18 protein-coding genes are annotated in these 16,032 nt (G+C 62.5%); 11 read left to right on the forward strand and 7 right to left on the reverse strand.

Features of this window, described 5'->3' with window-relative positions:
* The first annotated feature begins 74 nt into the window (after positions 1–74).
* A complete protein-coding gene (gene radA / locus V8J82_RS00690; protein WP_339971062.1) occupies positions 75–1,442 on the forward strand; it encodes a DNA repair protein RadA in 1,368 nt (455 codons plus the stop codon).
* A gap of 30 nt (positions 1,443–1,472) precedes the next feature.
* Positions 1,473–2,030, forward strand: a complete 558-nt coding sequence (locus V8J82_RS00695) for a CvpA family protein (RefSeq protein WP_339971064.1) — start codon at positions 1,473–1,475, stop codon at positions 2,028–2,030.
* Positions 2,031–2,046: 16 nt separating this feature from the next.
* Here V8J82_RS00695 and V8J82_RS00700 read toward each other — a convergent pair whose 3' ends face one another.
* Positions 2,047–2,502, reverse strand: a complete 456-nt coding sequence (locus tag V8J82_RS00700) for a hypothetical protein (protein WP_339971067.1) — start codon at positions 2,500–2,502, stop codon at positions 2,047–2,049.
* 166 nt (positions 2,503–2,668) lie between these two features.
* On the opposite strand from V8J82_RS00700, the gene purF reads away from it, so the two are divergent.
* The 3 genes from purF (at position 2,669) to V8J82_RS00715 (ending at position 5,322) form a co-directional block, all read left to right on the forward strand.
* A complete protein-coding gene (gene purF, locus V8J82_RS00705; RefSeq protein WP_339971069.1) occupies positions 2,669–4,147 on the forward strand; it encodes an amidophosphoribosyltransferase in 1,479 nt (492 codons plus the stop codon).
* 141 nt (positions 4,148–4,288) lie between these two features.
* Positions 4,289–4,900 (forward strand): DUF2199 domain-containing protein, encoded by a 612-nt coding sequence (locus V8J82_RS00710; protein ID WP_339971071.1) that lies wholly within the window; start codon positions 4,289–4,291, stop codon positions 4,898–4,900.
* Positions 4,897–5,322 carry a DUF1284 domain-containing protein gene (locus V8J82_RS00715; RefSeq protein WP_339971073.1) on the forward strand — a complete coding sequence of 142 codons (426 nt, stop codon included), beginning with the start codon at positions 4,897–4,899 and terminating at the stop codon, positions 5,320–5,322. Before V8J82_RS00710 ends, V8J82_RS00715 begins: the two co-directional genes overlap by 4 nt.
* Positions 5,323–5,451: 129 nt before the next feature.
* Here V8J82_RS00715 and V8J82_RS00720 read toward each other — a convergent pair whose 3' ends face one another.
* Positions 5,452–6,039, reverse strand: a complete 588-nt coding sequence (locus tag V8J82_RS00720) for a biotin transporter BioY (RefSeq protein WP_339971075.1) — start codon at positions 6,037–6,039, stop codon at positions 5,452–5,454.
* Between the two features lie 141 nt (positions 6,040–6,180).
* Between V8J82_RS00720 and V8J82_RS00725 the strand changes: the two genes are divergently transcribed.
* Entirely contained in the window at positions 6,181–6,849 is a 669-nt protein-coding gene (locus tag V8J82_RS00725) for an SDR family NAD(P)-dependent oxidoreductase (RefSeq protein ID WP_339971078.1), read from the forward strand.
* Here V8J82_RS00725 and V8J82_RS00730 read toward each other — a convergent pair.
* Positions 6,846–7,262: a cell division protein ZapA gene (locus V8J82_RS00730; RefSeq protein ID WP_339971080.1), complete on the reverse strand. Its 417-nt coding sequence runs from the start codon at positions 7,260–7,262 to the stop codon at positions 6,846–6,848. The genes V8J82_RS00725 and V8J82_RS00730 overlap by 4 nt on opposite strands.
* Positions 7,255–8,043: a hypothetical protein gene (locus V8J82_RS00735; RefSeq protein WP_339971082.1), complete on the reverse strand. Its 789-nt coding sequence runs from the start codon at positions 8,041–8,043 to the stop codon at positions 7,255–7,257. The genes V8J82_RS00730 and V8J82_RS00735 overlap by 8 nt, the downstream gene beginning before the upstream one ends.
* 305 nt (positions 8,044–8,348) lie before the next feature.
* Between V8J82_RS00735 and tkt the strand changes: the two genes are divergently transcribed.
* The gene (tkt, locus tag V8J82_RS00740) at positions 8,349–10,364 is read left to right on the forward strand and encodes a transketolase (RefSeq protein ID WP_339971084.1); all 2,016 of its coding nucleotides are present in this window, start codon (positions 8,349–8,351) and stop codon (positions 10,362–10,364) included.
* 372 nt (positions 10,365–10,736) lie between these two features.
* On the opposite strand, the gene V8J82_RS00745 is transcribed toward tkt, so the two are convergent.
* Positions 10,737–11,711, reverse strand: coding sequence for a DUF808 domain-containing protein (locus V8J82_RS00745; RefSeq protein WP_339971087.1), 975 nt, complete (start codon positions 11,709–11,711; stop codon positions 10,737–10,739).
* A 213-nt stretch (positions 11,712–11,924) separates the two neighbouring features.
* Between V8J82_RS00745 and gap (V8J82_RS00750) the strand changes: the two genes are divergently transcribed.
* Entirely contained in the window at positions 11,925–12,929 is a 1,005-nt protein-coding gene (gene gap / locus V8J82_RS00750) for a type I glyceraldehyde-3-phosphate dehydrogenase (RefSeq protein ID WP_339971089.1), read from the forward strand.
* A gap of 3 nt (positions 12,930–12,932) precedes the next feature.
* On the opposite strand, the gene V8J82_RS00755 is transcribed toward gap (V8J82_RS00750), so the two are convergent.
* Both V8J82_RS00755 and V8J82_RS00760 read right to left on the reverse strand, forming a co-directional pair.
* Positions 12,933–13,319: a GFA family protein gene (locus V8J82_RS00755; protein ID WP_339971091.1), complete on the reverse strand. Its 387-nt coding sequence runs from the start codon at positions 13,317–13,319 to the stop codon at positions 12,933–12,935.
* Positions 13,320–13,332: 13 nt separating this feature from the next.
* A complete protein-coding gene (locus V8J82_RS00760) occupies positions 13,333–14,112 on the reverse strand; it encodes a HalD/BesD family halogenase (RefSeq protein WP_339971094.1) in 780 nt (259 codons plus the stop codon).
* A 105-nt stretch (positions 14,113–14,217) separates the two neighbouring features.
* On the opposite strand from V8J82_RS00760, the gene V8J82_RS00765 reads away from it, so the two are divergent.
* The 3 genes from V8J82_RS00765 (at position 14,218) to gap (V8J82_RS00775) (ending at position 16,013) form a co-directional block, all read left to right on the forward strand.
* Entirely contained in the window at positions 14,218–14,703 is a 486-nt protein-coding gene (locus tag V8J82_RS00765) for a cupin domain-containing protein (RefSeq protein WP_339971097.1), read from the forward strand.
* A gap of 42 nt (positions 14,704–14,745) precedes the next feature.
* Positions 14,746–14,889, forward strand: coding sequence for a hypothetical protein (locus V8J82_RS00770; protein ID WP_339971099.1), 144 nt, complete (start codon positions 14,746–14,748; stop codon positions 14,887–14,889).
* A 122-nt stretch (positions 14,890–15,011) separates the two neighbouring features.
* Complete coding sequence (gene gap / locus V8J82_RS00775) at positions 15,012–16,013, forward strand: type I glyceraldehyde-3-phosphate dehydrogenase (protein ID WP_339971101.1); 1,002 nt, start codon at positions 15,012–15,014, stop codon at positions 16,011–16,013.
* Positions 16,014–16,032: the final 19 nt, after the last annotated feature.

The following is a 16,032-nucleotide window of genomic DNA, read 5'->3' on the forward strand; positions in this document are numbered from 1 at the left end:
ACGCGCCACCCTCCTGACACCTCGGTGACGCACGCCCTCTGGCATGACCGGAGAAAGCCCATTACACCGCGCCCATGGCCAAGCCCGTCACCCAATTCACCTGTTCCGCCTGCGGCGCCGTCCACAAAAAGTGGTCGGGACGTTGCGATGCCTGCGGCGAGTGGAACACAATCACCGAAGAGGCGCCTTTGGGCGCCGGTCCGGGCAAAGCGGCGTTGGGATCCGCCAAAGGCCGCAAGATCGGCCTGAGCGATCTGCGCACCAAGGAGGCGCCGCCGCCCCGGCAATCCTCGGGCGTCGCGGAGCTGGACCGCGTGCTTGGCGGTGGTCTCGTACCCGCCTCCGCCACGTTGGTGGGGGGCGATCCAGGCATCGGGAAATCCACGCTGCTCCTGCAAGCCGCCGCCGCTTTCGCGCGCAAGGGGCTGAAGGTTGTCTATGTCTCGGGCGAGGAAGCCACCGCGCAGGTCCGGATGCGCGCCGAGCGCCTGGGCCTCAGCGATAGTGCGGTTCTGCTGGCCGCGGAAACCAACCTACGCGATATTCTGACAACGCTGGAAGCAGAGCAACCCGACCTTGCCATCATCGACTCGATCCAGACCATGTGGCTTGACACCGTCGACAGCGCGCCGGGCTCGGTCAGCCAGGTCCGCGCCTCGGCCCATGAGCTGACGACCTTTGCCAAACGCCGCGGCACCTCAGTGATCTTGGTGGGCCACGTCACGAAGGAAGGCCAGATCGCGGGCCCGCGTGTGGTCGAACATATGGTCGACACGGTGCTCTATTTCGAAGGGGAACGCGGGCACCAATTCCGGATCCTGCGCTCGGTCAAAAACCGCTTTGGTCCCGCCGACGAAATTGGCGTGTTCGAGATGACCGGTGCGGGCCTGAGCCAGGTGCCAAACCCGTCTGCCCTGTTTCTGAGCGACCGCGAGCAACCGGCCCCCGGCTCGGTCGTCTTTGCGGGCATCGAAGGCACACGGCCCGTTTTGGTGGAGTTTCAGGCGCTTGTGGCGCCGTCCTCTCTGTCGCAACCGCGCCGGGCTGTGGTCGGCTGGGACGGGTCGCGCCTGTCGATGATCCTTGCCGTGCTTGAGGCGCGGGCGGGCATCACCTTTCAAGGGCTCGACGTCTACCTCAATATCGCGGGGGGCATGCGAATATCAGAACCTGCCGCCGATCTGGCGGTGGCCGCCGCGCTTCTCAGCGCCCGAGAAGACGCCGCCTTGCCCCGCGAAACGGTTATTTTCGGCGAATTGTCTCTGTCCGGCGCACTACGTCCGGTCAGTCAGGCGGAAAACCGGTTGAAAGAAGCCTCAAAACTTGGTTTTTCCAGCGCGATTGCGCCCTCGGGCTGCCGGATCGCGGATGATGCGGGCGTCACGGTGCAGTCGATGGCGGATCTCCCCCGTTTTGTGGGGGATGTCTTCGGCGCAGGATAAACCCGCGCGGACGTAGCATAGAGGACGAGCATGGACGGATTTACTATTTTCGACGGCGTCGTGGCAGGCGTGATCGTGATTTCGGCGATCCTGGCCTATTCACGCGGCTTCGTGCGCGAGGTGATGTCGATCCTGGGCTGGATCGCGGCAGCCTTCGTGGCGTTCATGTTTGCGCCCAATGCGCTGCCCCTGATCGGTGAGATCCCGTATCTGGGCGACTTCGTCGGCGGCAGCCCGGAATTGGGCATCCTGGCCTCGTTCGGGATCGTATTCATTGTGGCGCTGATCGTGATCTCGCTCTTCACGCCGGTCTTTTCGACTTTTGTGCAGCGCTCGGCCCTGGGGGGCCTGGATGCGGGGCTGGGCTTTCTGTTCGGCGTGGCGCGCGGGGTGCTTTTGGTTGTGGTCGCGCTGATCGCCTATGACCGCGTGGTGGGCGATGAAGCGATCCAAGAGATCTCCGAAAGCCGGTCAGCCGCGGTGTTTGCCGAGCTTCAGGGCTCGATCGAGGCGCAGATCCCATCGGACGTGCCCGGATGGATCCTGGAGCGCTACGAGACACTGATCGGTTCCACACCCGAGGAATAGAGGGCTTGGGCGGGCGCTATCGGTTGCCCGCACTGACTGCCAACCCAGCGACAAGCAGGATAAACGCGCCGCCAAAATAGAGATAAAGGCCACTGCGCAGCATATCCCCGATCAAATCGTAAGCGCTCTGCATATCGCTGAAATCGACCTCAATCGGCAGGCCGATATTGGCCTGAAATTCTTCTAGACGGCTGTAATAATAGACAATCAGCACAATTGGCGACAGCCCGGCCAGCAGGGAGAGCAGGCCGGAGGCACGGCCCAAAAGCGCCACAACCGCACTGATCGCTGCCAGGGCGAAACCGCCCAAAAACACCCAAGCCTGCCACGGTCCCTCTTGCACGATCCGCGCCAAATCATCGCCAATGACCTGATGGGGGGACAAATGCTGGCCTGCAAAGGGTGGCTCAAACCATGTGACAACATAGCTCGCCGCCATGGCCGCCCCGGCCAGGAAGATTACGAACCGCATGAAACTGCTCCGATTTTTGTTTTTATCTTGGCAACAAAGTAGCCCGAATCGCAGGCGTCGTCCAATCCTTGCCGCCGCGATGTGACGCGGCTTTATGATCCTTTCGTGACACCGCGTCGCGAGGGCCCTATGTGGGGGTTAATGCCCCGGCCCGGAGATTCGCCCGATGGACCAAAGCCCCCTGCCCCGACACCCGTTCGATCCCGCAGATGACGACAAGCTGCGTGAGGAATGCGGGGTCTTTGGCGTGATTGGCGTGGCCGATGCGGCCAATTTCGTGGCGCTCGGCCTGCATGCCCTGCAACATCGCGGGCAAGAGGCGGGCGGCATCGTCACCCACCATGCCGATCACGGTTTCAGCACAGCGCGGCGGTTTGGCTATGTGCGCGACACGTTTACCAGCCAAGCGGTGATGGAAACGCTGCCCGGCCCCATCGGCATCGGCCATGTGCGCTATTCCACGGCGGGGTCCAAAGGCAACACAGCGATCCGCGATGTGCAGCCCTTCTTCGGCGAATTTGCCATGGGCGGCGCGGCCATTGCCCATAACGGAAACATTGTGAACGCGGATGAGTTGCGGCGCGAACTGATTGGGCGCGGCTCGATCTTTCAAAGCTCGTCGGACAGTGAATGCATCATCCATCTGATGGCGCGCAGCTATCAAAAGACCATCCCCGAACGGATGAAAGACGCGCTGCGCCGGGTGGAGGGCGCGTTTTCCGTGGTTGCGATGACGCGCACCAAGCTGATCGGGGTACGCGATGCGTTGGGTGTGCGCCCCCTTGTTCTGGGCCGCGTCGGCGACGGCTATGCGCTGTCCTCTGAGACCTGCGCGCTGGACATCATTGGCGCCGAATTCGTGCGGGAAATCGAACCGGGCGAAATGGTCGTGATCACCGAGAAGGGCATCGAAAGCTTCAAACCGTTCGAGCCGCGCAAATCCCGGTTCTGTATCTTCGAACATGTCTATTTCAGCCGCCCCGACAGCATCATTGGCGGGCAATCTGTCTATGAAACGCGGCGCGGCATCGGTGTGGAATTGGCCCGCGAGGCACCGGTGGAGGCCGATCTGGTCTGCCCGGTGCCCGACTCAGGGACGCCTGCGGCCATCGGCTACAGCCAGGAATCGGGCATTCCCTACGCGATGGGGATCATCCGCAACCAATATATGGGCCGGACCTTTATCGAGCCGACCGAGCAAATCCGCAACATGGGGGTCCGGCTGAAGCTCAACGTGAACCGCGCGCTTATTCGCGGCAAACGGGTGATCTTGGTCGATGACAGCGTGGTGCGCGGCACCACCAGCCGGAAGATCAAGGAGATGATCCTCGATGCCGGTGCGGCTGAAGTGCATTTCCGCATCGCCTCGCCACCCACGGCTTGGCCCTGTTTCTATGGTGTCGATACGCCGGACCGGGAAAAGCTGCTCGCCGCGACGATGTCCGAGGAAGAGATGCGCGCGCATCTGGGCGTGGCGTCGCTGCGATTCATCTCATTGGATGGTCTCTATCGCGCGGTGGGCGAGGCCCAGGGCCGCGATGCGCAGAACCCCGCTTATTGCGATGCCTGTTTCTCGGGCCAGTATCCGGTGCGGCCGACAGACCAGGTTGCCAAGGGATTCAAGATGGTTGAGCCCGCAGAATAGCCCCGCGCCCGCTTAAATCGATCTTTACCAAACCTCATGTAAACCAAGGGGCGTGTGGCCGGGCGGATCTGCGCATTTCGTCGCGCTGTACCGGGTGGGGAATGTGGTAAACTTGATGTCTGTCATCAAAGAGTGTGTGTTGTGATCCGTCGCTTGTTCCGCCGTCAGAAATCGCGTCCGCTGACCGAAGCGGAGTTGGCCCATCGCCTCATCGATCCCGGATATGCCTGCACCTGCTGTGGTGAGGTTCTGAATGCCGCAGCCGGGGCGGTCTGGCCTACCGCCCCGTTCGGTTGGACGAACCCGCCTGCCCCATATCCGGACGATGCGTTCGATACGGCGGGGCGTGACGTATTGACCGAGAATTACGCGCGTCGCGGCGGCGATACGCTGCTCCGCGCCTACCTGCCAATCCCCGTCCAAGGGACCGAAACCCAGGTGTTTCTGGGCGTCTGGTGCAGCCTGAAGGTGGGCAATCACGCACGGTTCCGCAGCGCGCAGGCGCGCGGCGATGCCGATCGGATGGGCGATATGTTCTCGTGGCTCTATACACAGCTGCCCGCCATGACCGGGCCGCTTTTGACCGAGGGCGTGTTGACGCCCTATTCCCAGGGCCGGCTGCCGCTCTATTGGATCACGGCCGAGAAACACCCGCTCTATCGCGCGCAGCAAGATGGGTTAACCGCCTCTGAAATTCTGGCGCTCTACCGCGATATGGGATGCGGTGATCTGGTCGATCACCTGATCGCATGAGGCACACCCCCCTGCGCTTTCGTCCGCACCATGTGCTGTGTTCTTTGGGCTTCGAGGGGCACGGCTATTCCGACAGCTTCACCGCCAATATGGAGGCGATTGTGATGGGCCGCCTGCGGGCCGATGGCGGCATGGACCAGCCGCTTGAAATCACCTCGGAGGCGGACGCCATTTGTGCCCCATGTCCGCGACGGCGCGGCACCGGTTGTGAGAGCCAGGCGCGGATCGAGGCGCTGGACGACGCCCATGGCCAGGCGCTTGGCCTGGCGCCCGGCGACCAACTGAGTTGGGGTGAGGCGCTGGACCGCGTGCGCACCAACATCACGCCTGACACGCTGGAAGAGATCTGCGCAGGCTGCCAATGGCTGCCGATGGGCCTTTGCAAATCTGCCGTCGCGCGGTTGCAAGACAACACCGAATAGACGCCCACCCCCGGCAGGCGTCGGGGTGGGAGGGTGGGCGACGGCTGCCGGGGGTGGCCTCACCCGTTGGGCAACAAAAAAACGCCGCCCCAAGGCGGGACGGCGCAAAGAGTGTCGCTTTGGGCTGGTTCAGGCGCGGCGGCGCAGAACCTGCCAGGCGCCTGTCACCAGCAGCGCAGCAATCACCGCCTTCACAGCGTCACCGATGAGGAACGGCGCGACGAAATGCGTCCAGTAGAACCCTACGCCCTGCCCGGCCCAACCGGCCTCAAGGCCAAACGTGTTGGCGACGGCCATGGGCCAGGCCAAGCCCGGAACGTAAAGCAGCGCCGAGATCACAACCGCCGAAACGACCGTGCCCACGAAGCCTTTCGCAAGACCGCGCTCTGCCGCCCAACCAGCGGCCCAAGCCATCAGGACAAAGCCCAGAAGGAAGCCCGCGGTCGGACCGGCGAAGGCCACGCCGTTCATACCATTGGCAAAAACCGGCAGCCCCGCAGCCCCTTCGGCCAAGTAGGCCAGCAAGGTTACGGCGCCCAAGCGGGATCCAAAGGCGAACCCGACCATCAGAATGGCCAAAGTCTGCAATGTCATCGGCACCGGGATCATCGGCACGCTGATCTGCGCGGCCAGAGCGATGAACAGCGACCCGCCGATCACCAGCAAAGCCTTGCGGAGCAGCCCGTCGGCGCCCAACGTCGCGGAAAGAAGTGTCATGTCTCGGCCCATGCGATCGGCTCCCTCTCATTGTTTTCGTGCTGCACGTGCAGCGTTACACCGGTATTCCCCTGCGCCCCCGGGCTTGTCAAGGAGGCCCGGGGTCTTGCCTAGCGCTAACAAAGCGGCCATGACGCGGAAATGGACACAAAACCGCTCTCCGGGCGTATCGCCCTTGTCACTGGTGCCTCCCGCGGGATCGGCGCCGCCTCGGCGCTGTGGCTTGCGGGCCAAGGCGCCCATGTGGTCGCCGTTGCGCGCACCATCGGCGGGCTCGAAGATCTCGACGACCGGATCAAAGAGGCTGGCGGCAGCGCCACATTGGCCCCGATCGACATCACGGATGACGCGGCCATCGCCCATCTGTGTCGGTCGGTCTACGACCGTTGGGGCCGCGCAGATATCTGGGTTCATGCCGCGATCCAAGTGAGCGCGCTGACCCCGGCGCCGCATATGCAGGTCGAGGATCTGGACAAAGCCATCGCCACCAACATCCGCGGCACCGCGCGGCTGATCGCAATGATCGAGCCACTGATCACGCCGTCGGACGCGCCCGTCGCGATACATTTCGACGACGATTGGGATGAAAAGTTTGCCGGCCCCTATGGCATGTCGAAGGCCGCACAACGCGCGATGTTCGCCAATTGGCAGGCCGAGGCTGCCGCCCATGGCCCCGCCGTGCATCTTTTGCGCCCGGAGCCGATGCCCACGGCTGTCCGCGCTCGGTTCTATCCCGGCGAAGACCGTGCAATATTGGCCGAACCCCATGCGGAGGCTGCCCGGTTGCTGACGCCCGTATTCAAAGGTTAATTCGACGCCTCAGCCTCTAGCTCATCGGCCAACGCCTCGGCCCGCGCCGCAAGCTCAGCCAGGCCATCGGTGATGCTGTCGGGCACTTCGGTGCGTGGCCCCGCCTCTTGCAGGTCTGAGATGCGCCGCGCGCGATCCGCCAGCCGTTCCTCCGCGGTTTTCAACGCCTTTTCCTGCGTCGACACTTTTTCCTTCAACTCCCGCAGATCGTCTTCCAGAGCGGCGGTTTTATCGGCCAGCATCAGCCCTGCCATCAGCAGCATCCGATCCGGCGCCATGCGCCCGATCTGGCCCAACACCACCGTCGCTTCGGTGTCGAGCATCTTAGCAGCGGAGCGCAGATACGGCTCTTCGCCCGTTTGGCAGGCGACCGAGAAAATCCGTCCCCCGATTTCGACATCTACTTCAGGCATGGGCCGCTCCGTCCTGTGTCTCTAGGCCGATCTGCAACTCATCGGCGATCCGCGCCAATTCCGCCGCTTCAGACGCGCGCAAGGCGCGCAAGGCTTCCAATTCCGTGCGCAAAGCCTGATCGATCGCAGCCGGATCGGCCTTCTCCGTGAGTTTCGCGATTTCGGCGGCAAGGTCGTCGGCGCGCTCCCGCATGTCGCGCAATTCCCGGCGCAGATCCAAGATCCGGATATCTGGCGCTGCGCCGCTGGCCAGCACCTCGTCAAGCTGGTCCTGCGCATCATCGCGTTCCCGGCGTAACCGGTCAATCCGGCGATCCAGCACCGATGTATCCACCGCCGCCGCGGGCGCTGCCGCGGATTTCAAAGCATCGAGCTGCTTCTCCTTTTCCGCCAAGTCGGCCTCGGCCATCTCACGCGCGGTCTGTGCAGTCTTTTGAGCGGTCTGGGCGGCATCGCGTGCCATTTCGGCCGCTTTCTGGGCCGCCTCGGCCTTGTCGATCTTGCTCTGCAATTCCGCTGGATCCGGGCCAGCCGGAGTTGCTTGCGCCTCGGCCAAACTGTCCTGTGTGTCGGCCAAACGGGTTTCCAAGGCGGCAACCCGGTCCGACAGATCCGCCGCCCGGTCCTCCGCTTCGGCGCGGGCGGCCTCCGCCTCGGCCAGGGCGCTGGCGTCCGGCCCCGCTGCCGCGCGCGCAGTTATCCCGCTGGCCACACGATCAATCGCTTGCGCCAGACGGCGCTCCAATATGGATAGCTTTTCGAACTCGGCGCTGTCACTCATCTTGCCGGTGCCCCCGATATCGTCCCGTCCCGGGCGGGTCCTCCACCGCGGGTTTCTTTTTGTTGCCCATCGCTGCCCATTTGTCCGAACGGGCTTGCAGCGGCGATCGCACCCTGCCTCTGGCGCTTGGGCCAAAAGGGCCAGAAACGCCGCGGATTTGCAAGGTTTTCTGCGCCGATCTTCGAGAAATCGGCTGGAATAGGCGGAACCGTTGCCCGGGCGCGCTTGCACTTGGCCGCGCCTTTGATATCACCCGACGCGTTACAACCTGGGCCAAAGCCCGCATCCCACAGAGGATCGTACCGATGGACATCGCCGCCCTTGCCGCCCGCCACCCCGACCATTGGGCGCGCGCCGCCTGTATCCGCACGCTGACGCTTGATGCCGTGGCCGCCGCCAATTCCGGGCATTCCGGCATGCCGATGGGGATGGCAGATGTGGCGACGGTGTTGTTCGACAAACATCTGAGCTTTGATGCCAGCGCACCGGATTGGCCCAACCGCGACCGGTTTATCCTGTCGGCGGGCCATGGATCGATGCTGATCTATTCGCTGCTGCATCTGACCGGCTACCAAGACATGACACTGGAGCAGATCAAGAATTTCCGCCAATTGGGCTCAATCACCGCAGGCCATCCGGAATATGGCCATGTGAGCGGCGTAGAAACAACGACCGGTCCCTTGGGTCAGGGCATCGCCAACTCGGTGGGCTTTGCCATGGCCGAAGAGCATCTGCGCGCCAAATGGGGCAAGAAGATCATCGACCACTACACCTATTGCGTCGCCGGCGACGGCTGCTTGATGGAGGGGGTCAGCCAAGAGGCGCTGGCGCTGGCCGGGCGGCAAAAGCTGAGCCGCTTGATCGTGATGTGGGATGACAATGGCATCACTATCGACGGCAAAGTGTCGATGTCCGATATCACCGATCAAAAGGCGCGCTTCGCAGCGTCGGGCTGGGATGTGTTTTCCTGTGACGGGCACGATCCCGAAGACATCGACCGCACCCTGACCGAGGCGAAGGCCTCGCCCGGGCCAGCGATGATCGCCTGCAAGACCCATATCGCGATTGGATCGAGCGCCCAGGACACCGCCAAGGGCCACGGCGCGCTAACCGACCCGCAGGTCGTTGCCGACACCAAGGCCGCCTATGGCTGGACGCAATCGGCCTTCACGATCCCCACCGATCTGAAAAACTGGTGGGAAGGCGTGGGGTCGAAAGGCGCGGAAGAGCGCAAGGCGTGGGAGGCGCGGCTTGCGGCGCTGTCCTCGGGCAAACAGGCCGAATTCGCGCGCAGCTTTGCGGGCGAGATGCCCAAAAAGCTGAGCGCGACGATCAAGGCGCTGAAAAGGCAGCTATCGGATGAACAGCCCAAGGTGGCGACCCGTAAAGCCTCACAGATGGCGCTGGAAGTCATCAATAGCGTGGTGCCTGAGACGCTTGGCGGATCTGCGGATCTGACCGGATCGAACCTGACGAATACCGCTGATCTGAGCGTATTCAGCGCCGAGGATCGCAAGGGCCGCCACATCCATTACGGCATCCGCGAACATGCGATGGCCGCAGCGATGAACGGCATGGCGCTACATGGCGGCGTGAAGCCTTATGGCGGCACGTTCTTCACCTTCACCGATTATGCCCGCCCCGCGATGCGGCTATCGGCGTTGATGAAGATCGCGCCGGTCTATGTGATGACCCACGACTCGATTGGCGTTGGCGAAGATGGACCGACGCACCAACCGGTGGAGCATCTGGCGATGCTACGGGCGACGCCCAACATGAACGTGTTCCGGCCCGCCGATGCGGTGGAAACGGCAGAAGCGTGGGAGTTGGCCTTGACCGCGACGCAGACGCCCAGCGTTCTGGCGCTCAGCCGTCAGGGCCTCCCGACCGTCCGTAAAGAACACAAGACCAAGAACCTGGTGGCCCAGGGCGCTTATGTGCTGGCCGATGCCGAGGGCAAACGCCAGGCGATCCTGATGGCGACGGGCTCGGAAGTGGCGATTGCCATGGCGGCACGCGATCTGCTGCAGGATCAAGGGATCGGCACGCGGGTGGTCTCGATGCCGTGCTGGGAATTGTTCGAAGAGCAAGACGAAAGCTACCGCAAACGCGTGTTGCCCGGCGGCCCGGTCCGTGTGGCCGTGGAGGCCGCGATCCGCTTTGGCTGGGATCGGTGGCTTTATGGGGAACGTGGCAAGCGCGAAAAGGGCGCGTTTGTGGGGATGCATGATTTCGGGGCATCTGCACCCGCGGATGAGCTCTACGCGCATTTCGGCATCACCGCAGAGGGCGTGGCCGCAAAAGTCAAAGAGATGCTCTGACCGGGGTGGCCGGGTCCCATGACTCCCACGAATTCTCCCGCATCTCCCTCTGCCTGACGCCCTCCGGGGTTTGGGCCCGGCGCGCCGGTCGCTGCCCGTTCGGGCCGCACGGCGGCGCGGGTCAGCGCCTCTGGCCATGGTGCATCTTCGCTTTGAACCGCCGCCCGCACGTGAAAGCTGGATTTGCTCACCTACGCTATATAGGTGCCCTGAACCGTCGATAATCTAGCCCTTCAATCTGCCATCCTGCGGTGGGGCGCGCCGACAGCGCCGAAGGCGACGGCGCGCCAGGCCCAAAAATCGAATGGGGTTGGCCCGCGCAGGCGGGCCGGGCGCAGATGATTGCGGGAGCGCCCGGCTGCCCCGATGTCCCTAATGTGCGCCTTTTTTGCTGCCGCCCAGGCCAAGGGCGCGCAAAGCCGGGGCGATGATGCTTGAGACGATGGGGATAAGCAGCATCCCCAAAATCACGCCCAACACCCCATCGATCACAGCTTTGACCAGCCAATTGCCGAAGCCGTTTTCACCCGCAAACAGATGGGCGACGTGTTCGATCCCATCTTCGGGTCCGTGCCAGCCCATCTCTGCCAAGCTATGGACAATGATGGATCCGCCCACCCACAGCATCGCCGCGGTCCCGACAATGGTCAGCCCCTTCAGGAACCCCGGCATGCTGCGCACGACCACTTCCCCGAATTTCCGGGTTCCGATGGTCGAGCCGTTGGCGGCCAGATAAACGCCGACATCATCGGCCTTCACGATCAAAGCCACCGCGCCATACACCAGCGCCGTGATCCCCACCGCGACCACGGCTAGCGCCGCCGCCTCGAACCAGATCGAGTCGGTTTCCAGAGCCGCCAAGGCGATGGTCATGATTTCAGCAGACAGAATAAAATCCGTCTTGATCGCGCCTTGCACCTTTTGTTCCTCCAGATGGGCGCTGTCTTCGGTCGACATCTTCTTGCTGGCGGCCTCCTCCACATCGTGATGTTTCGGCGATAGCCAATGTTGGACCTTTTCGGCGCCTTCGAAGCACAGATAGGCCCCGCCCAGCATCAGCAGCGGTGGAATCAGCCAGGGCGCAAAGGCCGACAGCAGCAAAGCGGCGGGCAGCAGGATCACCAACTTATTGAAAATCGAGCCTTTCGCGATCTTCCACACAATGGGCAATTCGCGCTTGGCTTCGAACCCATGAACGTATTTCGGCGTCACCGCCGCATCGTCGATCACCGCACCGGCCGCTTTTGCGCCCGCCTTGCTGGCTTGACCGATCACATCATCGATCGAGGTTGCCGCCACTTTGGCGATGGCTGCCACATCGTCCAACAGGGCCAGAAGTCCGCTCATGCCACAAATCTCCGCCATTCAGGTCTGTCTTCGCACCATAGGCCACGGGGTCACGACGTCCAGACGCGTCTTTCTTAGGCACGTTAGCGCAACCAAGGCATGTTTTCGCTACCGTTTCCGCTAACAGTCGGTAATCACATGCATTTTGGCTTTTCTCGTGGCTCGGCTTTGCCTATCCCCTGCCCCAGGGGTGGCGTACAGGAGCATGGAACGATGACGATTACATTAGGCATCAACGGCTTTGGACGGATCGGCCGTGCGACGCTCGCCCATATCACCGAGGCAGCCCGCAATGACGTCCAGGTGGTAAAGATCAACGCCACAGGCCCCATCGAGACGAATGCGCATCTTCTGCGTTATGACAGTGTCCATGGCCGCTTCCCCGGTGAGGTCCGGGTCGACGGCGACACGATGGATCTGGGACGCGGCCCGATGAAGGTGTTTTCCACCTACGAGCCGCAGGAGCTGGATTGGGACGGCTGCGATGTCGTTCTGGAATGCACCGGCAAGTTCAACGATGGCGAGAAAAGCGCCATCCACCTGGAGCGCGGCGCCAAAAAGGTGCTGATTTCGGCGCCCGCCACCAATGTCGACCGCACCGTCGTGTACGGCGTCAACCATCGCGATCTGCTGGCCGATGAGCGGATGATCTCCAACGGATCCTGCACCACAAACTGCCTGGCACCCTTGGTTAAGGTGCTCAACAGCGCCATCGGGATCGAGCGCGGCATCATGACCACGATCCATTCCTATACCGGTGATCAGCCGACATTGGACCGGCGCCATAAGGATCTGTACCGCGCCCGTGCGGCAGCGATGGCGATGATCCCGACCTCGACCGGCGCCGCCAAGGCCTTGTCCGAAGTCCTGCCCGAGATGGAAGGCCGCCTGGACGGCACCGCGCTGCGCGTGCCAACGCCCAACGTGTCCGCCGTCGATTTGACCTTTGAAGCCGCCAAAGACGTCAGCGTTTCGGATGTGAACGAGGTTGTGGCCGAAGCCGCCGCGGGTCACATGGGCGCCGTGTTGGCCTATGATCCCGCGCCCAAAGTCTCCATCGACTTCAACCACACCACGCAATCATCGATCTTCGCCCCCGATCAGACCAAGGTTGTCGGCGGCCGCACCGTGCGCGTGTTGGCCTGGTACGACAATGAATGGGGCTTCTCGGCACGGATGGCCGATGTCGCGGGCGCCATGGGGCGGTTGCTGCACTGAGGGTCAGAACCGCTCAAGCTGCGGAGTATCATCGGTGATCTCGTAGTAATCGCCTTTGTCTTTCACGAAAATGTGCTTGCCAACGCGAAAACCGGTGGGCACGTCAAGACATCCCGCAGCGATGCCGATCCCGTCTTCGTCGTTCAGGCGATAAAACAGGCTTGATCCGCAGAACCGGCAAAAGCCGCGCTTTGCAAAATCCGAGGATGCGTACCATGTCAGCCCGGCTTCGGCGTCGAAACGCAACGCAGCGAACGGCGCGTGGGTCGAGGCCCAGACATGGCCGCTGCTGCGACGGCATTGGCTGCAATGGCAGATTGTGACGCTGTCGCGCGCGGGGCCGTCGATCCGAAACCGCACTTCTCCACATTCGCATCGTCCCGTCAGCATCCCTACCCCCTGTTCATCTGAGCCGCCCGTAAAACGTCATCCGCGCGCTTTCCGATAGCGCGATGCCGGGTTCGGAATTGTAAGCCAGAACCGCCAGCATCCGCGTATCATCGCTTTCGGTCGGCGTGACCCGATGGATGGAATTGCGGCCCCGGAACAGAACAAGGGTGCCGGGCTCCATCCGCAACACGTCGGGCGTGATCGTCCCATCAAGCAAAGCCGCAACGCCGGAATAGTTCATCTCACCCGCGTCGGCGTCGCGCAGATCTTTCACATATTCAAAGCGCCCGCCCGCTCGGGGTTTTTCGATCAGCAAGGTGATCGCGAAAGACGAATTGTCGAAATGCCAACCCAGCTCTTGGCCGCGCCGCGCATAGTGGATGTTGATGGAGGATAGCGGATCGGCGTAGGCAAAGAGCTCGGCTTCTCCGGTGACGGCCCTCACAAAGGCCCGAAATACCGCGCTGTCGTAAAGCAGCCGCAGCGGAGATTGCGCGGCAATGACATCATCGCAGATGCACCCTTTGGAAGAGGTCACCTGGCGGTTGGCCGGATGGCGCGCCGGCAGGTTTGGGTCATGCGGCGTCAGATAGACCGAATGGGTTTGGGCACAGAAATAGGCCTGTGCCTCCCCGGCCGCGGCCTCTTGGCGGATCTTGAGCAACGCGTCAGGCCTGATGAAATCGGACAGAACCAGAGCACCGTCGCGCGCCAGCCGCGTTGCGCAATCGCGCGCGAATGCCGCCTCCGCGACCGCATAACGCTTAAGATCGATGATATCGGATATGTCCATCCGCCGAACATGCCCTGCCTCGGCGCCTTCGCAAAGCCCAGACTTCCGGCTTTACGGCGCCATGGGGCTTCGACAAGCTGCGAGAACCGCAGATCGGAGCCCATGATGACCGAGACCTACCTTCTGAAAGCCAATGACATCGCCGCGATGGCTGGTCTGGCGAAAGTGCATTTCGTCAATCCCAACGCCAAACGCATCAACAAATCCCTGGGCGATGCGACAGGGCTGACAGGCCTCGGCATCCATCTGATAGAAGTCGCGCCGGGTGACGAGACAACCGAGTATCATGTTCATCACCATGAGGATGAAGCGGTTTACATCCTATCCGGCACCGGCACTGCGACCATTGGCGATGACGATCATGCGATCGGTCCGGGGGATTTCATCGGCTACCGCAAAGGCGGCCTGGCCCATACGATCGTGAATACAGGCACCGAGTTGCTGCGGGTCCTGGTGGTCGGCCAGCGGCTTGACCACGATGTGGCCGATTATGTGCGCCAGAAGAAACGCATATATCGCAATACCGGTATGCCACATGACCTGGTGGATCACGACGCGATCAGCCACCCCATCGCGGGCGCCAAGAAATAGGACTTCCCCCTCATTTTGCCCCATGGCACGGTGCGCGCGACTATGACGAACACGCTCGCCCTTTGGATTGCCGCCGTGATTGCCGCCTGCTTTGCGGTGGATGCTATTCTATTCGATTGGGCAGGAAGCCTGTTTCTGGCCCTCCGGTTTCGCGACCTTTTGGGGTGGATGGCGTTTTGGCGATAAGACATGTCTCCGCCGCTTGTCCCCTTCCCAAGCGTCGCATAGCGCGCTAAGGAGCGCTTGTTACCGCTAACACCCCATGGGGCCACGCTGGCGTGCACCCCACCACAGTGAGGAGGCTGAGGATGGCCGTCAAAGTCGCAATCAATGGATTTGGCCGCATCGGGCGCAACGTGCTGCGTGCCATCATTGAATCGGGTCGCACCGATATCGATGTCGTGGCAATCAACGATCTGGGCCCGGTCGACACCAACGCCCATCTTCTGCGCTATGACAGCGTCCATGGCCGCTTTCCCGCAACCGTCACCACAACCGACACCACCATCGATGTGGGCCGCGGCCCGATGCAGGTCACGGCCATCCGCAACCCCGCCGACCTGCCCTGGAGCGATGTGGATATCGTTTTGGAGTGCACAGGGATCTTCACCTCGAAAGAGGCCTGCCAGGCGCATCTGGAAAACGGATCGAGCCGGGTCCTGATCTCCGCCCCCGGCAAGGATGCCGACAAGACTATCGTCTACGGCGTGAACCATGACCAGTTGAGCGCCAACGACATCGTCGTGTCCAACGCGTCCTGCACCACAAATTGCCTGGCGCCGGTTGCCAAGGTCCTCAACGACACGGTCGGCATCACGAAGGGTTTCATGACCACGATCCACTCCTATACCGGCGACCAGCCGACGCTGGATACGATGCACAAGGATCTCTACCGCGCCCGCGCCGCGGCAATGTCGATGATCCCCACCTCGACCGGCGCGGCCAAGGCCGTCGGTCTGGTTCTGCCGGATCTCAACGGCAAGCTTGACGGCGTCGCGATCCGCGTGCCGACCCCCAACGTGTCGGTCGTTGACTTGACCTTCGAAGCCAGCAGCTCCACCACCGCCGAGTCGATCAACGACGCCATCCGCACCGCCGCACATGGCCCGCTCAAAGGTATTCTGGGTGTCACCGACGAAAAACTGGTCAGCCAGGATTTCAACCACGACCCGCATTCCTCGATCTTCGCTACCGATCAGACCAAAGTCATGGATGGCAGCATGGTGCGTGTGCTCAGCTGGTATGACAACGAATGGGGCTTCTCCAACCGCATGGCCGATACCGCCGTCGCGATGGGCAAGTTCCTCTAGCGCCACCAGAACCGGGCGC

Source organism: Gymnodinialimonas mytili, assembly GCF_037544085.1.
GTDB classification, from domain to species: domain Bacteria; phylum Pseudomonadota; class Alphaproteobacteria; order Rhodobacterales; family Rhodobacteraceae; genus Gymnodinialimonas; species Gymnodinialimonas mytili.

What these genes read in the sequence shown, in the direction of transcription:
- V8J82_RS00720 (WP_339971075.1), bottom strand. Translation starts at nt 6,039, where the DNA reads ATGACACTTCTTTCCGCGACGTTGGGCGCCGACGGGCTGCTCCGCAAG.
- V8J82_RS00725 (WP_339971078.1), top strand. Translation starts at nt 6,181, where the DNA reads ATGGACACAAAACCGCTCTCCGGGCGTATCGCCCTTGTCACTGGTGCC.
- V8J82_RS00695 (WP_339971064.1), top strand. Translation starts at nt 1,473, where the DNA reads ATGGACGGATTTACTATTTTCGACGGCGTCGTGGCAGGCGTGATCGTG.
- gap (WP_339971089.1), top strand. Translation starts at nt 11,925, where the DNA reads ATGACGATTACATTAGGCATCAACGGCTTTGGACGGATCGGCCGTGCG.
- tkt (WP_339971084.1), top strand. Translation starts at nt 8,349, where the DNA reads ATGGACATCGCCGCCCTTGCCGCCCGCCACCCCGACCATTGGGCGCGC.
- V8J82_RS00730 (WP_339971080.1), bottom strand. Translation starts at nt 7,262, where the DNA reads ATGCCTGAAGTAGATGTCGAAATCGGGGGACGGATTTTCTCGGTCGCC.
- V8J82_RS00735 (WP_339971082.1), bottom strand. Translation starts at nt 8,043, where the DNA reads ATGAGTGACAGCGCCGAGTTCGAAAAGCTATCCATATTGGAGCGCCGT.
- V8J82_RS00700 (WP_339971067.1), bottom strand. Translation starts at nt 2,502, where the DNA reads ATGCGGTTCGTAATCTTCCTGGCCGGGGCGGCCATGGCGGCGAGCTAT.
- V8J82_RS00765 (WP_339971097.1), top strand. Translation starts at nt 14,218, where the DNA reads ATGACCGAGACCTACCTTCTGAAAGCCAATGACATCGCCGCGATGGCT.
- V8J82_RS00760 (WP_339971094.1), bottom strand. Translation starts at nt 14,112, where the DNA reads ATGGACATATCCGATATCATCGATCTTAAGCGTTATGCGGTCGCGGAG.
- V8J82_RS00755 (WP_339971091.1), bottom strand. Translation starts at nt 13,319, where the DNA reads ATGCTGACGGGACGATGCGAATGTGGAGAAGTGCGGTTTCGGATCGAC.
- purF (WP_339971069.1), top strand. Translation starts at nt 2,669, where the DNA reads ATGGACCAAAGCCCCCTGCCCCGACACCCGTTCGATCCCGCAGATGAC.
- radA (WP_339971062.1), top strand. Translation starts at nt 75, where the DNA reads ATGGCCAAGCCCGTCACCCAATTCACCTGTTCCGCCTGCGGCGCCGTC.
- V8J82_RS00770 (WP_339971099.1), top strand. Translation starts at nt 14,746, where the DNA reads ATGACGAACACGCTCGCCCTTTGGATTGCCGCCGTGATTGCCGCCTGC.
- V8J82_RS00715 (WP_339971073.1), top strand. Translation starts at nt 4,897, where the DNA reads ATGAGGCACACCCCCCTGCGCTTTCGTCCGCACCATGTGCTGTGTTCT.
- V8J82_RS00745 (WP_339971087.1), bottom strand. Translation starts at nt 11,711, where the DNA reads ATGAGCGGACTTCTGGCCCTGTTGGACGATGTGGCAGCCATCGCCAAA.
- gap (WP_339971101.1), top strand. Translation starts at nt 15,012, where the DNA reads ATGGCCGTCAAAGTCGCAATCAATGGATTTGGCCGCATCGGGCGCAAC.